The sequence below is a fragment of the Methanococcoides sp. DA23 genome, assembly GCF_057593895.1.
Genome location: NZ_CM172520.1, coordinates 266,170 through 290,509 on the forward strand (window position 1 = coordinate 266,170; position 24,340 = coordinate 290,509).

Here is a 24,340-nt window from a genome sequence, read left to right on the forward strand (position 1 = left end):
CCATACTTAAATTACTTTCAACCCACTCGCTCTATATACTAATAGGAAAAAGACCTAATCGTACTTCATGATGGAGGCTTGAACAATGCCCGCATATACTGTCACAGAACTGAACAATCTCATCAAGAACACTCTGTCGAACAATCCTAAACTTAATCAGATCTGGGTGCAGGGGGAGATCTCCAATCTTACAAAGCACAGTTCAGGTCATTATTATTTTACTGTCAAGGATGGAAAAAGTCAGATAAGTTGTGTCAGCTTCAAGTCTGTGAATAGGAATCTCCGGTTCGAGCTGGAATCATCCATGAAGGTTCTGGTATTCGGTTCAGTGGATGTGTATGTGGTACGCGGGCAGTATCAACTCTATGTTCAGGACATTCGTCCTGATGGTGTGGGCGAGCTATACAAGGCCTATGAGCAGCTTAAGAACAAGCTTGAGAAAGAAGGTCTCTTCAGTGATGTTCACAAGATGCCGATCCCTGAATATCCTCTGAGGGTCGGAGTTGTAACTTCTCCTACGGGAGCTGCGATACATGATATTCTGAATGTTATCGGCCGCAGGTATCCGGTCAATGTCCTATTAAGTCCTACCCTCGTTCAGGGTGAGAGATCTGCGGAAAGTATTGTCAGGTCAATTGAACTGCTCAACCAGACGGATGTCGATGTTATCATTTTGGGAAGGGGCGGTGGTTCCCTTGAGGACCTGTGGTCCTTCAATGAAGAGGTGGTCGCAAGGGCTATCTTCGATTCCAAAAAACCGATAGTTTCCGCTGTTGGGCATGAAACGGATTTTACAATTGCTGATTTTACTGCTGACCTGCGTGCTCCGACCCCCTCTGCTGCGGCAGAACTTGTGGTACCGGACCAGAATGAGGTAAAAAGGCATCTTGCAACATTGTCCTCCCGATTGGAGAATAAGGTGGGGCACGTTATTTCAGAAGGGAAGGGTCGGCTGGAGTATGCCCGGAAGAAACTGGAGCCACAGCATATAATGGATATGCTGATGCAGGATTCGCAGTATCTGGATGAGCTTACTATGAAACTGACCTCTTCCATGGGAAAGACAATAGAGAATAAAGCGCTGGAACTTAAATTCCATTCGTCCAGGCTCAATGCTGTAAGTCCCCTGAACACGATGCTAAGGGGGTATAGTATAGCTTTAGACCCTGAAGAGAAGGTATCCATCTCAAGTGTCAGCGAGCTGAAGGAGAACGCGCAATTGGATGTTATTGTCAATGACGGCATATTTGAGTGTAAGGTTGAAAATATAATCCATGACAGGAAGAAATACCTGCATTACGAAGGGTGATAATATGGGAACTACAAAGAAGGCCAAATCCGAGAAAGAGGGGACAGAAAAAGAACAGACTTTCGAAGCATCTCTGGAGGAGCTAGAACATCTCGTGGATCTGCTTGAAAGAGGGCAGCTTACACTTGATGAAAGTATTGAGACCTTCGAGAAAGGTATGAAACTGGCACTGCTTTGTAACCAGAAGATCGAGGATTCCGAAAAGAAGGTCGAGGTTCTGATGGAAAGGAGCGGAAAGCTTGTAACAGGACCATTCGATGGGTCCGATAAGTGAGAAGATATTGCAATATATCGTGTTACTGGCAGTATTGGTGGTAGCACGGGTAAGTGCTGAACTCGAGAAAGTATAAGTAATGCTTATGCATATACAAAATTATAATGTCCGAACTTCAGAATTTGCCGTGTTGTATTGAGGGACTTGATGAGATTCTTGGTGGTTTTAGAACTCCCTCGACTATCCTTGTTGCCGGTACAGCCGGGGTCGGTAAGACCACAATGGCACTTCAGATGCTTTCAAATGCCGCAAAGAACGGGGAGAAAGTGCTGTACATACCGCTTACAACAGAGACATCTGAAAAATTCGAGAAATTGCAGTCTGTTTTCCCGTTCCTTTTCGAGAATGTCAGTATCCATCCTTTGAGCAGGCAGGCTGCTGAAAAGGACCCGCTGAGCACGTTGATCGAAATGGGAAATGTTATAGCCTCAGAAAATCCTGGCCGCATCGTCATTGATCCTATAACTCCTATGGGATTTGGCTTTGTTGAACAGGAAAGAAGGCGTTTTTTCTATACGCTTGACTCCATGCTCAAGGAATCGAATGCTCTTGTGATGCTGACAGGTGAACTTCTGGAGGAGCAGATACATGGGTCTGTGGTAAGTCATCTTACTGATGGTATCATTTACCTGTCAAAGGAGAATTCCGGTTATCATACTGCACATAAGATGAGAGTTCTTAAGATGCTGGGGCTGGATCTCCAGAAGAGGGGGATAAGCACTGCCAGGGATTACAGTTATGATGTAAGTTCTGAAGGCTTCGTCGTCTATCCCCGCCTGGTAAGTTCTAAAGTTGATGGTCCAGCTGAAACAAAGATAAGGTCTGGGGTGGAAAATCTCGATCTTATGCTCTATGGAGGTATAATTGCAGGGAGCAGTATGCTCGTTGCAGGTGAGCCTGGCTCGGGCAAGTCGATCTTCGCATGGAGTTTCATGATGGAAGGTCTCGTTAATGGTGAAAATGGGGTGATAGTATCCTATGGTGAAAGGCCGGAACAGATCATCAGGGAAGCGGCAAAGTTCAATTGGGATATGCAAAAGTATGTGGATTCCGGGCAATTACGTTTCATTCATTCCAATCCTGAGGAGATCCATCCTGCGGAACATGCAATAAGGCTAAAGGAGCTCATAGATGAACTTGGTATTACACGTATCGTTCTGGACGGCCTTGTCAATCTGGAGATCACATTCCCCGATGATATCAAACTTCGTGGATACTTGCTTAGCCTTACAAATTATCTCAACAGCATGGGCGTAACCTCTGTTTTTACAACAGAACTGGAACCGCAGACGGACAGGATCATGAGCAATGAAGCATCATTTATCATGGACACTGTGATAACGCTTACACAGATACTCTGCTCCAATGAGTTCAAAAGGTATTTGAGGATACTGAAATCCAAAGGTTCTCGCCATGGTCTGATCATGCGGGAATATACGATCTCTGACACTGGCATCAAGCTTCAGTGTGATGTGTTGCCTTGAACGGCAAATCTGTAAAAAAGGTATAAAAGTAGCATAATACTACTTTTATTTTTATATTGATAGTACGGTCCTTGCGACCGTTGTGCCAAGTTCTGTGAGTTTGTAAACTCCACTTTCCTCAACGATAAGCTCCTTTGCGGCAAGTTCCTCGAGTATCTTATCAGCAGATATTTTTGCAATATGCATGTTCTTAGCGATGCGTGCTCCTTCCAGCTCTCCCCTGGATTCGAGTAAGGCCAATAATTTCTGTCTGTTCTTGTTTCCGGTAACAAAACCCATTAGTTCTTCCATTTTCTCACCATATACAGTTTACTACTACATCGTATAACTATATTCGTACAGTTGTTCTTCCATTGTTGCAACGGCGTGGTAGGAATACTTTTATTACCTGTAAAGCATATGTATGCGTGGCGGGCTAGTCTGGGTAGGCCGGCGTTACCTGTAACCCGAAATCGCCGATATGCGGGGGACGAAGCCAAAAGAAGTTGTTTTGATCATATCCAAACCTGTGATCTCAACGTAGAAGCCCCGTCCTGCTTGGATGATGTTGGTAGGAGGACCAATTGGAGAATTGGTTCGCCTATCTTTGCAGTGGGAACCAGTCGAGGCCCGGAAGGGAGCAGACCTACCATTGACATTTGTCGCTTGGAGGGCTGCGGGGTGGAGGAGAGGTCACAGATCATTTGGGTCTGTGATTTACAGCAACTCGCGGTATGCCCGCCACTTTATACTTCTAACGAAAAGCGTTAAATAAGGCTATTGCCTTTATGGAATCGCATTGGCGTGAAAATAACTCTTAATGACGAGATAGCCAAGCCCGGTATGGCGCAGGATTGCTAATCCTGTGGTGCCCGGCACCTCGGGGGTTCGAATCCCCCTCTCGTCGTTCTTTTATCCTCTTTGTTAACTATATCTTTTCTAACGATGGTCAAAGAGGAATGGCAGGTTAAGATAATGGTCGATGGTAAACTGATAATCCCTGTACTCAATGAAGTGCCTGTGAAAAAAAAGGGCAGTAAGTCTGATGGTTGTGGCGGTTGTTCAGGTGGCACCTGTGGTGCATTCGGAATACGTGCAGGTTCTGAAAAGAACGAGGTACTCAGGAACATCCTTATTTTCGCAATAATGGGAATTGGGATGCTCGTTGGAGTATATCTTATTGTAAAACTGCTGAATCTGGTCGCCGGGATCTGAGCGTTTTATTCTTTCAAATGGTATGGTATCCTCACTTCTCGCCCGCACTTAAGGCATGTTATGGTCATGTACCTTCCATGAAGCCTCACTCTTGAGCTGCTTCCGGGGACAAGGTATGAGCTACACTCCCTGCACATCTTACGTTTCAGGGAAGCTGGGAATCGTAACCTGTATTTCATGCCGATACGTCTTGCCAGTTGTACATATCTGTCGCTTCTTTCGGGGTTGGAGCTGTATTCCTCGGCTGCCAGTTTGAAAAGGCGTTCGATCCTCTCAGTTGCCACATCTTTAATAATATTCTTTTGCTTCTTTTTCATTCGGGACATGTACATATTACCTATTGTGTATACACATCATCATTTTAAAGAATTATAACTTCGATGTTAGGATCCTTTGCATTGATGAGCTCTTTGAACTTCTGTGGGTCTGCATCAGTACCTTCGACAAGGCCATAATGCATGGGAATTGCAACCTTTGGGCCTATGGCTATGGCCGCATCTGCTGCTTCTTCCTCACTCATTGTGAAATCCGCACTTATTGGCAGAAGCACAACATCTGCATGTATCTCGGCCATTTCGGGGATCAGGTCCGAATCTCCGGCATGATATATCCTTATGCCTTCAAGTTCAACTATATAGCCTACGCCTTCCCCTCGGGGATGGTTAGGCTTATTCAGATTGTAGGAAGGCACGACCTCTATATTTACTCCCTTTATTGCCAGATTTCCTGAGAGTTCATCTCCTTCAATGATCCTGCGTGCATCGCCTTTGAACTCTAGTGACATCTTTTCCGGTATCAGGGTCGTTGTCATGCTTCCGCGGACCGCCCGTATGGAACCTGGGTCGCAATGGTCGAAATGCTCGTGCGTCAAAAGTATGATGTCAGCTTCATCTTCAGGAACTATCTCATCTGGAACTGCATATGGGTCAATGTATATCACTGTTTTCTGCCCGCGCAATATGAATCCGGCATGGCCTAGCCATTCTATTGATACATTACCAATTGTTGTGCTTTTCATGGTCTGGTCTCCTGAAACGTTCTGTCAAATATGCATCTTCTGAACTTATGCTGACATTAATGGTACAATATATCTTAAAACTGCCGAATTCCCTAAAATATATATCTTATTTCGATATGGTAATTTTTTACAAATAACACTGATAATATTTATATAGAAGAGGTTGTGTATATACAAATAGATGTGTTGTATATTCAGATTTTTACGTAACACTCAAAATAATAACGGCACAATCGAAAAACAGGAAGGGTCAAATAATGAAGATTAGAGTCGTAAGTTCAAAAGAAGAGATTAAGACGTTAAGCGAAAACGAAGAGATCGTACACCTTGCATTCAGGCCGTCAAACACAGATATTTTCGAGCTTGTTAAAAAATGTCCAAGTGTCAAAGCACTTCACATTCCAAGTTCATACAAGAAGACCATATCCAAGTCTGCAAAGATGTATCTTGAAATGCAGGGCATAAATCTTCTCGAAGGCGATGTATGGGGCCACAGAAAGGATATCAACGAATATTCCGAAGTCTCTCAGGGCGTCTATGATCGAATAAAGGAGTACCGCGACGATGGTATCTCTGAAGAAGAGATCAATGAGAAGATGGTCAGAGAAACCAGGCTTAGCCCTGATTTCATTGAATTCCTGATGAAGCAGTAATTTACTGCACTTGAAAAACGAAAAAAACGAAACCCCCAAGAAGAAGGTCGGTATTTATACCGACCTCTCCCCACACTTTTCACATTATTATTTTTACTGTTCATTCACAAGATCTCTGAACTACCAGTCCACATGACCTCTAATTGATGTCAAGTGTTTTTATTATATCTAAAATGGGACCTGGTCCATATTCAATAGTTAAGATAGCTACTATTGAAGCAAATGTGTGATCAGCTATTTTGAAATGTCTTACTCTATATTTGTCAATTTAATGCCTGCAAGGGATACTGTCAGTACGAACAGCGCTAAAGCTCCTAAAAAACCATATCCTTGTGGCTCCATGCCCGTTGCGTGGACCATTATGAGAAGCACTACGAATACAACGACCGAACCAATAGCCAGCAAGATTTCCATTGTTTTTTTGTTCATTGTACTTACATTATAAGCCTGATACATCAATGTAACGCCGGTGGAAGAAGGAATATATGAGAGGACAACAATATCTAATCACAAATTTCATATGGTAAACACATGACAGAATTCGAAAGGGAACTTGTACTATCTTTCAATGCTTTTTTTGAAGATACTGATGTAAGGGGGATCGCACATAGGCTCAAACAGCACCGATTCACACCGCAGTTCCTGGATGTGCTGGTGGATTCCCTTAACCCGGATTACTACCTGGGTATAGAATGCAAGAGCATTTCGGTGGAAAAGGGTGCAAACGCACTTTATTTTACCCAGCATTTCACAGTTGATAAAAAGGGTGCTCACCAGATAGACCGCATATCTGACTTTCTGAGAAGGTCAGGGCGTACAGGCTATCTGGCGGTCGAATTAAGGATGGGTGTCGGAAAGTCCAGAAAAGCACATATTATTCCGTGGGATGAACTGAGGGAACGATACCACGATGAAACATCTTTGAAATACACGGTAGAAGAGATACAGACCTATCCTGAAATGGAAAGGAAGAAAGGACATTATCTTATCGAGCCCGCTAAATGGAGAGGCGGCGAAAGAATTCTTGAGTAATTATGCAAGGTGATCTATAAATGTTGGAAAGAATTCAGGAGATCAGGTCAAAAGCTATGGAATGTTCATCCATAATTAAAGACCAGGGTTCTGTATATGTGGTCTCACACATCGATGCGGACGGTCTGACCTCCGCCGGGATAATCTGTAAAGCACTGGAGAGGGCAGGGATCGAACATTCCATCCATTTTGTAAAACAGCTCGATGAGGTGGAGATCGAATCAATAGCGAATCTGAATCCGGAACTTGTCATTTTTACTGACCTTGGAAGCGGGATGATCGACTCTCTCAATTCTCACGGAATAAATGCGGTTATCGCTGATCACCACCAGCCAAGGGGTGAAATGGAACATCATCTGAATCCTCATCTTTATGGCTTCAATGGCTCATACGAGCTTAGCGGTTCTGGAATGACCTATATCTTAGCAAATGCCCTCGGGGACAATAAAGATCTTGCAGACCTTGCCATTGTGGGCGCAGTAGGGGACCTTCAGCACCTTAAAAAAGGCCATCTTACTGGTCTGAACCGATATATTCTCGAAGAGGGTGCCCAGGCTGGTGTTCTCAGTTTTGAAAAGGATATAATGCTTTTTGGGAAACAGACCCGTCCGGTCTTCAAACTGCTCCAGTTCGCATCAGACCCATATCTGCCCGGACTCACCGGCAATGAAGATGCCTGTATAGGATTCCTTCATGACCTTGGGATACAATTTGGCGGGGACGAACGCTGGAGACGCTGGATCGACATTGAGCAGATGGATAAACAGAAGATCGTATCAGCCCTTGTCCAGTACTGCCTGCGTGCGGGTCTTCCTTCCTACAAGATCGAGCGCCTGATCGGGGAAGTGTATCTGCTCACCAATGAAAAGGAAGGTACTGAGATGAGGGATGCTTCCGAATATTCCACCTTGCTGAATGCAACTGCACGATATGGTCACGCTGATATCGGATTGGCAGTGTGTATGGGTGACAGGGGTGAAGCATATGAATCTGCAAAGAAACTTCTGAGCGAGCACAGGCAGAACCTTGTCAATGGACTGATGTTCGTCAAAGAGCAGGGTGTGACCCAGCTCGACAATCTTCAGTATTTTGATGCTGGTTCGAGCATACTTGAGACCATCGTGGGTATTATTGCAGGCATGAGCACATCTGTTATCGGTAATCGGGATCTGCCCATAATCGCATTCGCAGACGCGAAGGATGGTGTGAAAGTGTCGGCACGCGGTACGCAGGACCTCATACGCAAAGGGCTCAATCTGTCAGAGGCCATGTCAATGACCGCTGCAGAAGTCAATGGTGCAGGGGGCGGGCATGACATTGCAGCCGGAGCTACTATCCCTGAAAGTGCAAAAGAAGAGTTTATAAAGAAGCTTGATGCCGTTATTGGCAAGCAGCTAAAAAGATAAGGTTTAGATAAGGTCCTCGATGTGCTTCATACTGTCAATGCCAATTAGCGCTGACATTGCACTGGTGCGGACCTCAAAGCCCTGTTCCTTTGCCATTGCCATGGGGTTGGTACCTCCAATAACAACAACGCCTAAATGGTCACGTTCAACAGGAACGTCCAGCACACGAGTGTTTGGCTCTCCCACTTCCATTATTCCGCTAAGGCCAGCTTCCATCAGGTCTGAAAGGATATGGTCGATATCATCCCTTGCCACCAGGGGAGCTTCCCTGAGATTTGCAAGGATCTTGCCGGAACCTGTTCTCAGCATCTTTGTGACCGATGTTATGTCCTGGGACATGAGGACCTCAAGGGGGTCAATGGTGGTACTTGCGTAAGTGACCACATCAGTAAAACGAACTGGTTGCCCGTTCTTTATCTGTACTACTCCTCCAAAGCGAGGGTTTATCATAACACCGCCCTTCAAAAGGACTCCGTCGATGGTTATGCTGCACACAGTGGCAATCCCAACATCCCCTTGTGCTATCTTCAGATCACCGATGGTCTCTCCGCTTTTTATTATCTTCAAGAAAGGGCTGACCGATAATCCGCTTCTGATGACTAGGTTATATACTTCCAGAACGGCTTCGAGATCTTCTTCCTTTACAAGGGACAGGTTCACTATCAGTTCGCCAGTCATATTTACCGGATCAAAAGTTGTCCTGTACATAAGGTCTTCAATGCGGGAGGATGTGAATTGTACGCGATTGGGTTGTTTGATCATAGGTAGCTCTCGTTTCTCTAAAGTAAGGAAATTACTGTATTAGAGTTTTGTGTCTGGGCTACAATGAAAAAAAGAAAGTTGTATTATCAGACATTGATAATACTTTCAAAAATACCTGTGAAATTCTGTGGACTTTTAAGGAATTCAAGTTTTTCAGTATCATTCACAAGTTCGTACATGTCCCTGCCACAGAAAAGGCCAAACTCAGGGATGTCTGTGGGAGTTATGTACCTTATTTCTGGAAGGTTCTCATAACGGTGGTTCTTCACGAATCCGGACTCTAACAGATAATAGGCCCCTCCTTCCATATCTCTGAAAGGTGCATAACTGGAGGCAAAATCACAACAGACCCAGTTTGCCATTTTAAGGATCTCGTTGGAAGCGTTTACCGTCACATGCCCATAATCAGGGGGGATGAGTGCAATGTCGCCTTTTTTTGCTTTGATGACTACCTTATCCACAACGTCATCTCCCACATGTTTTTGCAGAATGTATGTCGCTTCGCCTTCAAGCACCTGGTATACCTCAGGGTAGGATATCTCCTGTCCCGGTACATTTGGATGATAATGGCCAGCGGTCTTGACGAACTCACATCCGAGCATATTCGGTGGGATCACTGTAATATCATAACGAAGATGGGCCTTGTTTATTGTTTTCAAGTCTTCCTCAGACAATGAAAGATGCCTGAACATATAGTATAGTTCCATATCATCCACTGATCTGAACCATTCGTGGTCATAAACGACCTCTTTCATATCATGTAACATCCGTATGTTAGGCTGTCTTTCCACTCCCCCGAATTCAATAGTATATCCCATTATATCACCTTTCAAGTAACAGCTGTGGCCAGTCAAGAGCTGTACCGCAGTCACATTTCCCACATTCATCTCATGCAATATCCCTGTGTCAGGCTGCATTTCCACTCCCCCAAATTCTACCTTATCTCCCATTATATCACCTTTTCAAGTAAAAGCTGCAGCCAGCCAAAAGCTGTTCAAAGGCCACATTCCCCGCTTTCTATTGTTTAATAGGTGTATAATACATTTTAAATTTAACTCATAATTAATAATAATCAAAGGGGCGCAATGCCACTAAAACAGCAACCTTAAGATACAAAAGAACATACAATGGGGCATGGAGAGGGAGATCAGAATACTGCACACTGGTGACACTCATATTGGTTATCGTCAATATCATAGTGAGGTACGCAGGCAGGATTTCATCGATGCCTTTTCCAGTGTGATCGATGATGCCATTGATATGAAAGTGGATGCTGTTGTCCATGCAGGCGATCTTTTCGATTCAAGGAACCCGACACTGGAGGATATTCTTGATACTATCAGGATCCTTTCCAAATTAAAACAACAGAAAATCCCTTTTCTCTCCATCGTAGGTAATCACGAGAGCAAACAGCACACCCAATGGCTGGACCTTTTCGAGAGCATGGAAATTGCATCAAGACTTGGCACTAAGCCATTTCTGATGGACGGTGTTGCTATTTACGGTATCGATAATGTTCCACGATCTAAGATACCCCTTTATGATTATTCCGATTTCACTGCTGAGGATTGCGGGGAATGGAATCTTCTCGTCATGCATCAGCTAATGGCGCCGTTCCCATTTGGGGAATGGGATTGTGAGGATGTGATAAGCTCCCTCCCATTTGATCTTCACGCCATACTTCTGGGCGATTACCATAAGCATGAAAAAACAAAGGTTGGCAGCACATGGGCTACCTATTGTGGAAGCACTGAACGCAACAGTGCCTCAGAGAGCGAGCCCCGAACCTATAACATCATTACTATCAACGACGATGGTCTCGATATAAGCCGGCGTAATATAGTCACAAGGGACTTTCTTTTCATTCCTGTGGAGCTCAGGGAAAAAGATGCTGCTTACGAACTGATCATCAATACTATCAAAGGCTACGATGTTGCCGGAAAGGTAGTCTTCCTGGATATCTCAGGTAATTCCGATGTATCCATCTCTTATAATGAGATAGAGGACCTCCTTGCAAAACAGGAAGCCCTTGTGACGCGCATACGGGATATGCGGCATGGCGAGGGAGTCTCGGAAGAAATGGATGTCGAAGTCTCTTTCTCGGACCCTGACGAAGCTGTCAAAAGGGAAATAAAGAACATGACGCTTACCAGTGGCGGTATCCTCATCGATGAGGTGGTAAGGGACAGTTCAGTTCCGAAGACAAAGGTGGATCTTGAAACGGAGTCCAAAATAGGTGTTTTGCTATCTACCATCGATTTTTCAGTTCCTGTTTTGAATGTCGCTCTTCAGGGCAGCTCTCAGGCAGTGGTTGATTACGGAAAGGCCGAAATCGATGTGGATAAAGAAACTCGCGATGGCGAAACAATAGCTGAACCGGCTGAAAGATATGTCTCCGATAATATCTCCGAACATATCTCGGAAGTTCAAGATACCGATATGATCGGAGAAAGCACGATTGAAATTTCTTGTGATGGCGAAAAGGCGAAAGACTCTGATGATGAAGCCCCGGAAGACCCTGAAAAGAAGCCCGTGGATAAGGGGGATGTGCATGCAAAACCACGTCAGTACAATCTGGGGGATTATCTATGAAGCTTAAAAGAGTACGGGTTGAGAATATCAGGAGCTACAGTGAACTTGATATCACCTTCGATGATGGTGTTACTGTTGTCTCCGGTGTGAACGGCAGTGGTAAATCCAGTTTGCTGGAAGCCTGCTTTACCGGGCTTTTCGGAAGTCGTGCTCTTTCAAAGGATTTCGTTATTTCGGACATTGTTCGAAAAGGGGCTACAAAAGCATCGATAGTTGTGGATTTTGAGGATCAGGGGAATGATTACAGTATCGAGCAGGGGTACAAGGTAGATGCAAGGTCCGGGAAGGCATCGAACAACAGGTCTGTTTTCAAGGTCAATGATGAGGTGATGGTGGACCAGGCAAATCAGACGTATGAGGCCGTAAAGGCACTTCTGAAAATGGATGAGGAGGCCTACACCAACTGTGTGTACATCAGGCAGGGTGAAATAGATGTACTTATCAATGCCAAGACAAAGGACAGGCAGCGTATGATCGATGACCTTCTTCAGATAGGCAAACTCGAAGAATACAGGGAGCGCGCAAGCAGTGCAAGGGTCGGTGTTGGAAGACACCAGAGGGAGGCTGATGCGCGCCTTAAGGATAATATTGCTGATATTGAGGTTCTTGAAGATTCAAAACCTTATCAGGTCCTCAACGGCCTCAGGACCGAAGTGACCGGGATCGAAAAAGCGGTTGCAGAGCTTGGGTCAAAAAAAGAACGCGCAAAAGAGCTGATCGAATCCATTGGTGACCGGATAGGGAAGTATTCTGATACCTTGGAACAGAAGAAAAATGCAGATGCTGAGATCAAGGACTTTAAGGCCAATATCTCAAAGGAGCATGCCAATATCGAAAGGTCCAGGGGGCAGGTGGATTCCGGGAACAATGATATTTTGGCCCTTAATAGTTCCAATGCCTCCCTTTTCGAAATTCTAGGGGTCGTAGATGGTACTGATATCGAGGGATTTGTTACTGATCTTGAAAAGCAGGAAGTTTCCGCACGAGATGGGCTTGGCGTTGTTGTCAAACAAAGAGAACTTTCATTGAACAATGAGGCGGCACAAAACAATTTCCTCCTGAATCTGAACAAACAACTGAAAAATTCGGTTGGTAGCATACGAACCCGGGAAGATAAGGTGGAATCTGCCAGAAAGGATGTTCAAAAGTGCCTGGAAGAGGTCGAGCGGATCGGGTCGATCATCCAAAATAGGTACGTTGATGCAAAAGAGCTTGGCTTTGCGGAAAATAAGCTGGATGGTATTGATGATATTTCTGAACTTTTGAACCTTAAACAGACACAGCTTCATGGTAAAGAAAAAGAAATATCTGTCAAGGTTGCGGAACTTGAGAAAAAGATACAGAAGAGCAAAGACCTTCTTAGCAAGGGTCTTTGTCCTACATGCGGGCAGGACCTTCAGGGTTCAAAAGTATGCGAAGAGACCGCTGGGGATGAGGAAAAGAAAACCGAGCTTGTCCATGAGCTGGAACTGATAAGGGCGGACCAGGAAGAGATCAGGGTAAAAGTGGAACGTGTAAGGACTGTGCGGGATATCATAAAATCGATAGCTGAGAGTGAAAAACAGTTGTTGCTTAAGAAGAACGATATCACTTCCATTGAGAAGGGCATAGGGGAGCATCTAAGTTCCATTAAGGAAGAGGCTGACAAGGTACTCGATCTTGAAAAACAGATGGATGAATGCAAGCGTTCGATAGCTGAGCTGAAAAGTGGGGCTGAGTCTCTTAAAAGTGAGGAAGCTGCTGCAAAGGAACTACATGGGAAGTTGTTGCATAAACTGGATGCTGCAAGGCAGATACGTTCCAATCTTCTGAAGGTCAGGGATATACAAACTAACATCAACCGTCTTCATGATGGGGTGAAAAACGGACTGGAAAAGATAGAACTGTTCGAGTCGCAGATAAATGAACGTAGGCAACGCATCCTTAAACTCGATGAGGCATTGGGGGATGTTGATCTGAAGAAGCTCCAGGCAGATAGATCTCAGTATGAAAGTGCATATAATGGGATCGTTTCTGAGATGGATGTGCGGGATAGGCGTAAGGGTGAACTCCACAAGGAGATCGGGCGGGTGGAAGGGGATATCCGGCGGCTGAACGAGCTTAAGAATAAGCAGAAGATGTTGGTGAACAAGAAGGATTTCCTTGCAGCAGTCTATCGGGATGCAGAGGAGCTTGAAACGATGTATCTGCGTCTTCGTGTGGAGCTTCGTGCAAAGAACATTGATGCTCTTGACAGGTTACTGAACGAGATCTTCTCTTTTATGTACACCAACAATGCCTATTCTCATATCAGCCTTGATCCGGAATACAATCTGACTATATACGAGAAGGACGGCACGCCTCTTGAACCTAAGTTGTTGAGCGGAGGGGAGAGGGCAATATTCAATCTTGTCCTCCGATGTGCTATATACCGTTTACTGGCACACGCGCCGGGAAGTACGGGCACTACAGAGCTGCCGCCACTGATCCTTGATGAACCTACTGTTTTCCTTGACCGTGGTCATGTCCATCAGTTGATCAAACTTATCGATATGATGAGGAATATCGGGGTTGGTCAGATATTGATAGTGTCCCACGATGAATCATTGATAGATTCAGCAGACCACGTTTTTGTCGTTGAGAAAGATCCTATCACAAATAGCTCTTCAATATCCGGTAAATGATATTTTTCGAAAGGGATGCAACCATAAGATATATTATAGTTTTTAGCCTATTAAAGCCAGGATAATGGTTTGACCTTAGAGGGATGAACGTTTTGCGAGGGATCCAATGAGCGCCGAGAACAGAGACTTTGTAATAGAGAGGCTTGAGCGGAAGCTAGTTGAAAAGGAAGGCGATATGGAGATTATGAGCACAACTCTTCGTGATTCTATCATGAGGGAACTTCGTAATGACCTAAAGAACGACCTTGATATCAACAATAGGCTCAACAAGATCGAGCAGGACGTGAAGGAACTTTCAAGTAATATGAGTGGAATGATGGATGAACTTCTCGACCAGAAATCCCAGTTGAGGTCCCTTAGGAAAGATCCTCCAAGATCAGATACAGGATTTGCAAAGTCCATAACTGATATGGCTTTTGATGTTTCGGCACAAAAACCTGTGGAAGCGGTTCCTGAAACCAAAGTTCGTCTTACCGACTCTCTTTTTGGTCAGAGGTCAGTTCCAAGGCCCGCAACTGAGGTACCAGTTCCTGATCTAAAGGCTCAGGAAGAAAGACCGACCGTGCCAAAGACCTCTTCAGGTTCGAACTGGGGCAACCTTATTAATTCCAACGAAATCAATATGAAAATCCGTGAAATTAAGGCAGAAGAGCCAGTGCAGAGTCAGCAGGATAGTATTCCTTCCGAATACATTGTTGCAAGTGATATGAGGTCCCCATTTGAAAGAAGTGCTCCTCCCTCCCCAAAGAACGATGACTGTGAATATATTGTCGCTGAAGAAGGGGAATCATTGCGCAGGCGTTCTGAGACCGAACTTGAGACTGTGGAAGACCGTGATGATGAAGATACGGTGATCACAACGACTCGCAGAAGATCTTTATAATCCATTACCGAGGAATGTTGTGTATATTAAGGAACTTGAATTTATAAATTTCAAATCTTTTGGCAAAAAAGTTAAGATACCCTTCTTTGATGATTTTACTACCATTTCCGGTCCGAACGGAAGCGGCAAATCAAATATCATCGATGGTATCCTTTTCGTTCTTGGTCTTTCGAACTCACGAACATTAAGGGCTGAAAAACTTACTGATCTGATATACAATGGTGACAAGGCAAAAAGGCCTGATTTTGCACAGGTCACTATTAAATTCGATAATACTGACCGTGAGATGCCGGTGGATGCCGATGAGGTTGCCATAAGTCGAAAGATCAGGGAGACTGATAATGGTTATTATAGCTACTTCTATTTTAACGGCAAGGCTGTGAGCCTCACTGAGGTCCATAATTATCTTTCAAAGGCAAGAGTGACTCCGGAAGGCTACAATGTTGTCATGCAGGGAGATGTTACCCGAATCATTACAATGACCCCGAACGAGAGGCGTAAGATCATCGATGAGATAGCCGGTGTTGCTGAGTTCGATAACAAGAGGGACAGGGCGCTCAATGAACTTGAGATCGTAAGGGAACGCGTTGAAAGGGCGGATATACTGATCGAGGAAGTGGAAAAACAGCTCGAAAAGCTCAAGGTAGAACGCGATCAGGCGGTCAAGTATCAGGCGCTCAAGCAGGAGAAGATGAAGTTCGAGGGTTTCGTACTTCTTTCCAAGCTCAAGGATGCAAAAGTTGAACTTGAGAATGTCGACAAGGATATCTCTTCCAAGAAAGAAGTGCAGGAAAAGCTGCAATTGTCCATCGAGGAGAGGAAGGGGAAGCTTGCAGGGATCGAGAAGGAGCTCACTGAGCTCACATCCGAGATCCAGAGGATGGGTGAGGACGAGCAGATACAGGTAAAAAGGGACATAGAGGAGATAAAGGGTGAAGTTTCCCGATGTGTCAATAGTATCGAGCTTGCAGACAATGAGATCGAGGATATTGATTCCAGACGCAAGAAGGCGTTCCTTGATATCGAGGGGACTAAGAACAAGATAAACGATGTTGATTCAAAGCTGTCCGAGGAGTCGCTTCGTAAGGACAGTATTCTCTCCGAGATCTCTGAAAGGAAGACCGAGAGAATGATCCTGCAAAGCAGGATATCTGATGTGGATGAGAAGTTCGCACAGACGCGTGATGAGCTTTCCGTGTTCAAGTCCGAACTTGAGACCGTGAAGAACGATAAAAGCGAACTTATGCGTCAGGAAGACCGTTTGCTGGATTCGTTGAGGAGGAAGTCTGCTGAGGTAAGGGATATCGAGAACGAGATAACTGATGCCAAGGGCAAATCCGAGTCCTCGGACAGTGATACGAAGTCTGCACAGTATGATATAGAGAAGCTCACGGAACAGATCAATGCACATACGCGCGATCTTGATGATCTTGAAAGTAACCGTTTCCAGATAAAGAGCGTTGTTACTGATCTTGATGTAACATTACGCAAACACCAGCAGGACTATGCGTTGCTTGAGGCGCGCGTACGTGCTGCGGAGGACACCAGTAATTATTCAAGAGCCGTTGACATGATCATTGCCGAGAAGAAGCATCATGGTCTTCCCGGAATATACGGGACAATAGCAGAACTTGGAAGTGTCGATCAGAAATATGCAAATGCTCTCAGTGTTGCTGCCGGGGGACGTATGCAGGCAGTGGTCGTTGAGACCGATGAGGATGCATCAAGGGCTATCCAGTTCCTGAAACAGCAGCGTGGGGGACGTGCGACCTTCCTTCCGTTGAGCAAGATGGAATCGAGGAGGCCGTACAAGGACCTTTCTGACAGGAAGGGTGTGGTAGGCTATGCTATCGATCTTATCGATTTTGAGTATAAGTTCGAAGCTGCATTCTGGTATGTTTTCAGAGATACCCTTATCGTGGATACTCTCGAGAACGCACGTCGTCTCATTGGCGGCCTTCGTATGGTCACCCTCGAAGGGGAGGTCATTGAGAAAAGCGGTGCTATGACCGGTGGGTCAGCGGCCCGAAATTCCGGACTCTCATTTGCGGCTGCCGAGAAGGATAAATTGTTCAAGATAGCAGAGCAGCTTACCGAATTTGAATCCAGGCGCAATACGGCGATCAAGAAGCTGGACGCTGTCGAGGGGCATATTGCTGATATCAAACGTGAGATCCACGAATTTGAAAAAGATATCTCTAAGAAGGAAATGATCTTTGAAGAGATCGGTGGCAGGGCTGAACGTCTTACGCAGCTCATTGAAGCTAAGAACGCCGAACTTGGGCAGATCGAGGGTGAGAGGACCAAGCTTCGTGAAGAGATGGAACAGGTCGCTTCAAGGAAGGCAGAAGTGGATGAGCGTTCCAAAGAACTTGAAGCTGAGATCGCTGTCCTTGATGAGAAACTGTCTGATTCTGAAGTTCCTGAGCTTAATAAACAGGCTGATCGTATCGACGAGGAATTGCGCAGGCTGGACGGACGTATACGCGATATAGAGGCGGATATCAATGCTTTGAACCTGGATCATGAATATGCTTCCAAGAAGATAGAAGATGATCGTCAGCTCATAAAGGAGATGGAAGAGAAGAAATCCACGCATCGGGAACGTGTTGCTGAGTTCAAGGCTAAGATAGCTGAACTTGAGTCCAATCTCGAGGAAAAGCAGAAGCGTGAGATGGAACTGACCGAAGAGCTCAGGGATATGCAGCAGAAACGTGCTCTTAAGCAGACCGAATACAATCTGGCCGAGAAGGACTTTGCTTCCGTTAGATCAAAACTCGATGATGCGGACAAGGCTATGATGGTGCTGGAAGCTACCCGCAATGCTCTTGTGGACCAGACAAAGGACCTGAAGGAAGAACTTGTGAGGCGTGGCATCGAAGAGGTCGAGGATGTTCCTAATTATGAGACAGTTAGCACAAGGATAGCTTCCATCGAGAAGGCAATGGAGCGTCTTGAGCCTGTTAACATGAGAGCCATCGATGAATATGATGAGGTCGATGGAAGGGTCGTGGACCTTAAGACCCGAAGGGCCATTCTCTTTAACGAGCGGGAGCAGATCCTTTCTCGTATCGATCAGTATGAGACTCTCAAGAAAGATGCTTTCATGGAAACTTTCCATGGTATCAACGAGCCTTTCAAGGAGATCTTCCATGAACTTTCTGATGGTACCGGGGAACTTGTACTCGATGATAACGAAGAACCGTTCAATGGCGGACTGACCCTGCGGGCACAGCCAAAGGAGAAGACCCTGCAGCGTCTGGAAGCGATGTCCGGGGGGGAGAAGAGTCTTACTGCACTGGCATTTGTCTTTGCTATCCAGCAGTATCGCCCTGCACCTTTCTATGCGTTCGATGAGATTGATATGTTCCTTGATGGTGCGAACGCCGACCGTGTGGCGCAGCGTGTTAAAACGGCAAAGGGTAAGGCACAGTTTATCGTCGTGTCCCTGCGTAAGCCGATGATAGAGGCGGCTGAGCGTACTATCGGTGTGGCTATGCAGGAGAACAATATCACGAGCATTACGGGTGTGAAATTACGTTGAACGATATTCCAGAGGAGCCTGAAGGGATCGATGCAATCATGGATGAAGTAGGCGCTGGCATCGATGAGATCGTCAGTATATCCAGTAGTTCCATTGACCCTGAGTTCCTGGAGACCCTTCGCTCCCTTGGTGTCGATGAATCTCAGATAGAGATATCCGATGATGTTCTCTGTGAACCTGTGGAGATATTCGTCACCCTTGCGAAGAACGGGGATATCAATCCCTGGGATATTGATATTGTCGAAGTTACGGATAAGTTTCTGGCATATATAGAAGATCTTAAGATAATGGACCTGAGGATATCGGGAAGGACCCTTCTATATGCATCTATTCTTCTCAGGATGAAATCAACAGGTATCGTTCAGGAAGAAGAGGTACTGGATGATGATCTCCTGGACGATGACATGGATTTTTATGACATCGAGGAGTATCCGGTGCCAAAGCTTCCGATACGCCGTACTGCAACCCGTCCGGTCACCCTCCAAGAGCTTATTACTGAACTTAAGAAGGCGGAAAAGGTCGAGACCAGAAGGAAGGACCGTCGCCTGCGCCGTCGCATTGAAGTGCTTGACAGGGTCACTACAGATGATGTGCTCGGGATAGCGCATGAGGAGGATATACGCGGTAGGGTGGATACTCTTTCTACTTACCTGGATGAGTTGTTCCAAACAAGGGATGAAGTTATGTTCTCAGACCTTGTAGACTGGTCCGGAAGCCGCTCGGAAAGATTGATGACGTATATCTCACTGCTGTTCCTTGCTACTGAGAAAAAGGTATTGTTGGCACAGGAAGAACTTTTCGGGGAACTATTTGTGCATCCCCCATCTGTCATTGAATTATTTGAAGAGGAATAAATGAGCGATAGAGAGATCATAGAAGCCGTACTTTTTGCGGCAGGGGAAGCTGTTGATACACAGACGCTTGCCAAGGTCATCAATAGGTCAGCAAAGAATGTCGCACCTGTGATCCAGTCACTGATGGAAGAATACTCGACACGCGAGTCCGGAATGGAGATCATAGACCTTGGCGGACGTTATGTCATGCAGGTCAAACCAAAATATACTGATCTTATAAGTCCCATCGCACCAAAGGAATTGAAAGCGCCGATACTTCGTACGCTTTCCATGGTTGCTTATCATCAACCCGTTGTCCAGTCTGAACTAGTCGATATGAGGGGCAATTCTGTTTATGATCATATTCGGGAACTTAAGGACAGGGGTTTCATTGAGGCAGTTCCTCACGGGAGGACCAAACTTCTTCAAACTACTCCGCTATTTGCGGATTATTTCGGTCTTGATAGGAACGAACCGGAATCTATCAAGAAAAAGATCGTTGAACTCTCACGCCAGCAAAGCGGTAAGGAAGGTCTTGATAGGTGGCTTGGACGTAAGTTCATTGGTTTTACTCCGATGTACAGGTCCCTTGTGGACCTTTGTGGTATAAAGGACTACAGGACGATCAATGCCTATGATCCTACTGAAGAAGAACTGGATGAGCTTGCTGATGTTTATAAGCTCGTAATAACAAAAGGTTACGCTGAGAATGTAACAAATAATTATGACGGTGAGATAATCGAGGTGCGGTCTACCACCTTTGAGGATCTCCTCGATGCTATAAAGTTACTTGAGAACGTGGCTGATCCGGAAAGGGTGAAAGAGAGCATCGAACTCATTACGGAAATGAGGGAGAGGTATGTGTCAAAAGCACTTGTTATCAGTAAGAAGGTCAGGCCGGCAACAGACATGATCGCACGGATAGTTAGTGATCTGCGCCTTGGTATCTCAACAGACGGGGTGGTCATAGCACCTGACTATGGTACATCAAGTGAGGGCATGGACGTTACCGAAGGGGCTGAGATCCTGGTCCCTACCCATTCATCTATCGAGGGTGATCTCATTGAGAGGGTGTGCAAAAAATACGATGCTATCATCGATGGATTGAAGAAGCTCGAAGACTGACTTTTCATTGATATAGTTTTTAAATGCATATATAAAGGAAAGGGTATAAGTATATATACTGTATTTGCGAATATACCTATCCTTATAATATTGAAGGTCAAAGAATATGACGGAATATAATATCAAAATAGAAAATGTGGTCGCGTCAACTAAACTTGCTGAAGAGTTCGACCTCATAAAGATCGAAGCGGAATTCGAGGGTGCAGAATATAACAAGCAGAAATTCCCGGGGCTTGTCTATCGTGTTACTGATCCAAAGGCCGCATTCCTTGTATTCACATCCGGTAAGGTCGTATGTACCGGTGCTAAGAACGTTGCTGATGTGCACACTGTCATTGGTGATATGGCAAAGAAGCTCAACGGTATTGGAATAGAGACCCTTGCAGACCCGGAGATCACTGTACAGAACATTGTTGCTTCCGCGGACCTTAAGGCTGTCCTCAATCTCAATGCAATTGCTATAGGACTTGGTCTTGAGAATATCGAGTATGAGCCTGAGCAGTTCCCAGGCCTCGTTTACAGGATCGATGATCCAAAAGTAGTAGTACTCATTTTCAGCTCCGGCAAACTTGTGGTCACAGGTGGAAAATCACCTGAGAACTGTGAGCAAGGAGTTGAAGTTGTAAGGCAGCAGCTTGACAACATGGGACTTCTGTAAATGAATATTCCAACCTCACTGGACAAAAACGATGTTTGTATCCTCATTCCCACATTGAATGAGGAAGCTACCATTGTACAGCTTATCAAGGATTTCCGATCCGAAGGGTTTGAGAACATTCTTGTTATAGATGGCCATAGTTCCGATAATACTCGACAGCTTGCTGAAGAGAACGGTGCAAAGGTGATAGTTCAGGAAGGTAAGGGTAAAGGGCAGGCTGTTCAGGAAGCATTCCAGCTGATCGAAGAGCCTTACACCATCATGATAGATGGTGACGGTACTTATCTTGCCAGTGATGTTCATGCTGTGCTCCAGCCTATACTCGATGGCCGCGCTGACCAGACCCTCGGGAACAGGATGGCCAATTTTGAATCCGGTGCTTTTACAAGATTGAATCTGGCAGGGAATCGGGTACTCAACAAGCTTTTCGGGTTTGCGTACGGTATCTGGCTGGAGGATATACTGACAGGATATCGCGGGTTCACACGCCATGTGATAAAGAATCTTTCTCTGAACGAAATGGGTTTTGAGATCGAGACCGAGATAACGGTGGAGTGTGTTAAGCACGAGATGAGGGTCGAGGTTGTTCCCATCACTTATGTTGCAAGGCATTCCTCGGCGGATACAAAGCTCAATCCGTTAAGGGATGGGTTGAAGATCGGTAAGACCATAATCAGGATGGCAAGATTGCACAATCCGATGTTCTACTTTGGATTATTAGGTACCGGATTAACACTTTCGGGTATTGCTGTTGGTCTGTATGTGATAAACGAGTGGATGAACGGGGTAACTCGCATTCCAATGACCATTTTGACGGCATTGCTTATCCTTACTGGAATTCAGATGTTCATTTTCGGAATGTTGAGCGATCTTATGGTCTCTCTCCACAGGGAAACAATGCGTATGCTCAGAAAAAGAGATGAGTGAAACCGATTCACTTATTTTTCACGTTACTATAATATAATGGTCTATTATCCTTTGATCATACCTCTATTGTTTTTTTGTTCTTCTTCTATTATCTCTATCATGCTTTGGCAATGTTCGGTCTTATGTGCTATAATCTCCAATGATGTTATCTATATGAAAATTTTACCAAACTCAAGTAATCTTTCTTTATAAATATTCAACAAAACTTGAGTTTTTGGGTTTTATGGATTTGTAATAATATTGCCGTGGTCATTGTCTTCTACTTCAAACGGTATGTAAAGACACTTTTATTTTTGGAATCCTTTTATTTTTGGACCTGGGTGCCTTAGTATAATTGAGATCGATCATTATATATTCAACTTTACTTGATTGGCTCTCAAGTTCATTTTGTGACAATACTTAAATAAAATACCTTCTTTTTTGGGATAACTAATCACGAGGTTTAATCATGTCAATTGTAACTGAGGCCAAAGCTGGTAAAATTACGGACGTAATGAAAGAAGTCGCAAAGAATGAAGGTTTAGATCCTGAATACATTATGCGTGGAATCGCTGCAGGTAGGATCGTAATCCCAACCTCTCCATACAGGGATGTCACACTCTGTGGTATTGGTGAAGGTCTGAGAACAAAAGTAAATGCATCAATCGGTGCTTCCTCAGATATTGTCGATGAGGACATGGAAGTCGCAAAAGCAAAAGCTGCACAAGCTGCAGGCGCTGACACACTTATGGAGCTTGGAACAGGTGGAGATTTCCTTGGCATCAGAAAGAAAGTATGTGACGCAATCGACCTTTCTGTAGGATCAGTTCCACTCTACCAGGCTTTCATTGGCGCTGCAAAGAGAGACGGTTCAATCATCCACATGACAGAGGACGATCTCTGGAACGCAACTGAATCACAGGCAAAGCTGGGTACCAACTTCATGGCTATCCACACCGGTATCAACAACATTGTTCTCGACAGACTCAAAGCACATGGTCGCTATGGTGGTATCTGTTCACGTGGCGGCGCTTTCATGACAACATGGATGCTCCACAACGAGAAGGAAAACCCACTTTACGCTGACTTCGACTACCTTTGTGAGATCCTTAAGGAACACGAAGTTGTTCTCTCCACAGGTAATGGAATGCGCGCAGGTGCAGTCCACGATGCTACTGACAGAGCACAGATCCAGGAACTCATCATCAATGCAGAGTGCGCACAGAAAGCACACGACAAGTATGATCTTCAGGTGATTGTAGAAGGTCCAGGTCACGTACCACTCGATGAAGTGGAGATGAACGTTAAACTCATGAAGTCCATGAGCGACCACAAGCCTTTCTACATGCTCGGTCCACTTGTAACAGATGTCTCCCCAGGAAGAGACCACATCGTAACAGCTATCGGTGCAGCAACATCCGCATCACACGGCTGTGACTTCCTCTGCTACGTAACCCCTGCAGAGCACCTTGCACTTCCAAACATCGATGATGTAATCGAGGGTGTCCAGACATCCAAGATCGCAGCACACGTTGGTGACATGGTCAAGCTCGGAAAGAGGGATCAGGACCTTGCAATGGCTAGGGCACGCAGAGACCTTGACTGGAAGAAGATGTTCGATCTTTCACTCGACCCAGAACTTGCAAGAAAGGTCAGAACCGAGAGAGCTTCAGCAGATGAAGATGCATGCACAATGTGCGGTGACTTCTGTGCTGTGAAGATCGTCAACCAGAACTACGATCTTGCAAAGTAATGCCATTGGCATTACTTTTAACTTCTTTTTTTGAATTCTTTTTTCATATTATTTTTAGAATTAATTCTCCTTATTTCTGATATGGCTATACATAGTCGCAGCTATTGGGATTGAGTATCAGCTATGGATTGAGTATCAGCCAGTAGGATGGAGCAAAGCCAGCAGGATGGAGTAACAGCCAGTAGGATGGAGCAACAGCCAGTAGGATGGAGCAACAGCTAGTAGGATGGAGCAACAGTTAGTAGACACAG

22 protein-coding genes, 1 tRNA gene and 1 other RNA gene are annotated in these 24,340 nt (G+C 45.1%); 18 read left to right on the forward strand and 6 right to left on the reverse strand.

Annotation, left to right across the window (positions count from 1 at the left end; genetic code table 11):
• The first annotated feature begins 85 nt into the window (after nucleotides 1–85).
• From xseA to AC20MK_RS01285, 3 genes are all read left to right on the forward strand, one after another.
• Nucleotides 86–1,309 carry an exodeoxyribonuclease VII large subunit gene (gene xseA, locus AC20MK_RS01275; RefSeq protein WP_487356214.1) on the forward strand — a complete coding sequence of 408 codons (1,224 nt, stop codon included), beginning with the start codon at nucleotides 86–88 and terminating at the stop codon, nucleotides 1,307–1,309.
• A gap of 4 nt (nucleotides 1,310–1,313) precedes the next feature.
• Nucleotides 1,314–1,583, forward strand: coding sequence for an exodeoxyribonuclease VII small subunit (locus tag AC20MK_RS01280; protein WP_487356215.1), 270 nt, complete (start codon nucleotides 1,314–1,316; stop codon nucleotides 1,581–1,583).
• Nucleotides 1,584–1,687: 104 nt separating this feature from the next.
• The gene (locus AC20MK_RS01285; RefSeq protein ID WP_487356216.1) at nucleotides 1,688–3,067 is read left to right on the forward strand and encodes an ATPase domain-containing protein; all 1,380 of its coding nucleotides are present in this window, start codon (nucleotides 1,688–1,690) and stop codon (nucleotides 3,065–3,067) included.
• A gap of 51 nt (nucleotides 3,068–3,118) precedes the next feature.
• Here the strand turns inward: AC20MK_RS01285 and AC20MK_RS01290 are convergent, their stop codons facing one another.
• Nucleotides 3,119–3,358, reverse strand: coding sequence for a transcriptional regulator (locus AC20MK_RS01290; protein WP_487356217.1), 240 nt, complete (start codon nucleotides 3,356–3,358; stop codon nucleotides 3,119–3,121).
• A gap of 117 nt (nucleotides 3,359–3,475) precedes the next feature.
• Here AC20MK_RS01290 and ffs point away from each other — a divergent pair.
• The 3 genes from ffs to AC20MK_RS01305 all read left to right on the forward strand — a co-directional run bounded on the left by ffs (nucleotide 3,476) and on the right by AC20MK_RS01305 (nucleotide 4,261).
• Nucleotides 3,476–3,790, forward strand: an RNA gene (ffs, locus tag AC20MK_RS01295) — signal recognition particle sRNA.
• A gap of 78 nt (nucleotides 3,791–3,868) precedes the next feature.
• Nucleotides 3,869–3,953: transfer RNA gene (locus AC20MK_RS01300), tRNA-Ser, on the forward strand.
• Nucleotides 3,954–3,991: 38 nt separating this feature from the next.
• Nucleotides 3,992–4,261 (forward strand): hypothetical protein, encoded by a 270-nt coding sequence (locus AC20MK_RS01305; protein WP_487356218.1) that lies wholly within the window; start codon nucleotides 3,992–3,994, stop codon nucleotides 4,259–4,261.
• A gap of 5 nt (nucleotides 4,262–4,266) precedes the next feature.
• Here AC20MK_RS01305 and AC20MK_RS01310 read toward each other — a convergent pair whose 3' ends face one another.
• Complete coding sequence (locus AC20MK_RS01310) at nucleotides 4,267–4,587, reverse strand: ribonuclease P protein component 4 (protein ID WP_487356219.1); 321 nt, start codon at nucleotides 4,585–4,587, stop codon at nucleotides 4,267–4,269.
• Between the two features lie 35 nt (nucleotides 4,588–4,622).
• Entirely contained in the window at nucleotides 4,623–5,279 is a 657-nt protein-coding gene (locus AC20MK_RS01315; RefSeq protein WP_487356220.1) for an MBL fold metallo-hydrolase, read from the reverse strand.
• Nucleotides 5,280–5,536: 257 nt separating this feature from the next.
• Here AC20MK_RS01315 and AC20MK_RS01320 point away from each other — a divergent pair, with 257 nt between their 5' ends.
• A complete protein-coding gene (locus AC20MK_RS01320) occupies nucleotides 5,537–5,932 on the forward strand; it encodes a DUF1699 family protein (RefSeq protein ID WP_487356221.1) in 396 nt (131 codons plus the stop codon).
• 249 nt (nucleotides 5,933–6,181) lie between these two features.
• On the opposite strand, the gene AC20MK_RS01325 is transcribed toward AC20MK_RS01320, so the two are convergent.
• Nucleotides 6,182–6,361, reverse strand: coding sequence for a hypothetical protein (locus tag AC20MK_RS01325; RefSeq protein ID WP_487356222.1), 180 nt, complete (start codon nucleotides 6,359–6,361; stop codon nucleotides 6,182–6,184).
• A gap of 102 nt (nucleotides 6,362–6,463) precedes the next feature.
• Here AC20MK_RS01325 and AC20MK_RS01330 point away from each other — a divergent pair, with 102 nt between their 5' ends.
• Both AC20MK_RS01330 and recJ read left to right on the forward strand, forming a co-directional pair.
• Entirely contained in the window at nucleotides 6,464–6,964 is a 501-nt protein-coding gene (locus AC20MK_RS01330) for a hypothetical protein (RefSeq protein ID WP_487356223.1), read from the forward strand.
• Between the two features lie 20 nt (nucleotides 6,965–6,984).
• Nucleotides 6,985–8,370, forward strand: coding sequence for a RecJ family nuclease (gene recJ / locus AC20MK_RS01335; RefSeq protein WP_487356224.1), 1,386 nt, complete (start codon nucleotides 6,985–6,987; stop codon nucleotides 8,368–8,370).
• A gap of 3 nt (nucleotides 8,371–8,373) precedes the next feature.
• Here the strand turns inward: recJ and AC20MK_RS01340 are convergent, their stop codons facing one another.
• Both AC20MK_RS01340 and AC20MK_RS01345 read right to left on the reverse strand, forming a co-directional pair.
• Nucleotides 8,374–9,132, reverse strand: coding sequence for a DUF128 domain-containing protein (locus tag AC20MK_RS01340; protein ID WP_487356225.1), 759 nt, complete (start codon nucleotides 9,130–9,132; stop codon nucleotides 8,374–8,376).
• A gap of 86 nt (nucleotides 9,133–9,218) precedes the next feature.
• On the reverse strand, nucleotides 9,219–10,082 hold the full coding sequence (locus tag AC20MK_RS01345; protein WP_487356226.1) for a glucose-6-phosphate isomerase family protein: 864 nt from the start codon (nucleotides 10,080–10,082) through the stop codon (nucleotides 9,219–9,221).
• 184 nt (nucleotides 10,083–10,266) lie between these two features.
• Here AC20MK_RS01345 and AC20MK_RS01350 point away from each other — a divergent pair, with 184 nt between their 5' ends.
• The 9 genes from AC20MK_RS01350 to thiC all read left to right on the forward strand — a co-directional run bounded on the left by AC20MK_RS01350 (nucleotide 10,267) and on the right by thiC (nucleotide 24,089).
• Complete coding sequence (locus AC20MK_RS01350; protein ID WP_487356227.1) at nucleotides 10,267–11,724, forward strand: metallophosphoesterase; 1,458 nt, start codon at nucleotides 10,267–10,269, stop codon at nucleotides 11,722–11,724.
• Nucleotides 11,721–14,387 (forward strand): AAA family ATPase, encoded by a 2,667-nt coding sequence (locus tag AC20MK_RS01355; RefSeq protein ID WP_487356228.1) that lies wholly within the window; start codon nucleotides 11,721–11,723, stop codon nucleotides 14,385–14,387. Before AC20MK_RS01350 ends, AC20MK_RS01355 begins: the two co-directional genes overlap by 4 nt.
• Nucleotides 14,388–14,493: 106 nt before the next feature.
• Nucleotides 14,494–15,270 (forward strand): hypothetical protein, encoded by a 777-nt coding sequence (locus AC20MK_RS01360; RefSeq protein WP_487356229.1) that lies wholly within the window; start codon nucleotides 14,494–14,496, stop codon nucleotides 15,268–15,270.
• 19 nt (nucleotides 15,271–15,289) lie between these two features.
• Complete coding sequence (gene smc / locus AC20MK_RS01365; RefSeq protein ID WP_487356230.1) at nucleotides 15,290–18,814, forward strand: chromosome segregation protein SMC; 3,525 nt, start codon at nucleotides 15,290–15,292, stop codon at nucleotides 18,812–18,814.
• A complete protein-coding gene (locus AC20MK_RS01370; protein WP_487356231.1) occupies nucleotides 18,811–19,668 on the forward strand; it encodes a segregation/condensation protein A in 858 nt (285 codons plus the stop codon). The genes smc and AC20MK_RS01370 overlap by 4 nt, the downstream gene beginning before the upstream one ends.
• Entirely contained in the window at nucleotides 19,669–20,772 is a 1,104-nt protein-coding gene (scpB, locus tag AC20MK_RS01375; protein ID WP_487356232.1) for an SMC-Scp complex subunit ScpB, read from the forward strand. It abuts the gene before it with no gap.
• 106 nt (nucleotides 20,773–20,878) lie between these two features.
• Nucleotides 20,879–21,430 carry a TATA-box-binding protein gene (locus AC20MK_RS01380; RefSeq protein WP_487356233.1) on the forward strand — a complete coding sequence of 184 codons (552 nt, stop codon included), beginning with the start codon at nucleotides 20,879–20,881 and terminating at the stop codon, nucleotides 21,428–21,430.
• A complete protein-coding gene (aglJ, locus tag AC20MK_RS01385) occupies nucleotides 21,431–22,357 on the forward strand; it encodes an S-layer glycoprotein N-glycosyltransferase AglJ (protein WP_487356234.1) in 927 nt (308 codons plus the stop codon).
• A gap of 448 nt (nucleotides 22,358–22,805) precedes the next feature.
• Nucleotides 22,806–24,089: a phosphomethylpyrimidine synthase ThiC gene (gene thiC, locus AC20MK_RS01390; RefSeq protein ID WP_487356235.1), complete on the forward strand. Its 1,284-nt coding sequence runs from the start codon at nucleotides 22,806–22,808 to the stop codon at nucleotides 24,087–24,089.
• The last annotated feature ends 251 nt before the right edge of the window (nucleotides 24,090–24,340 follow it).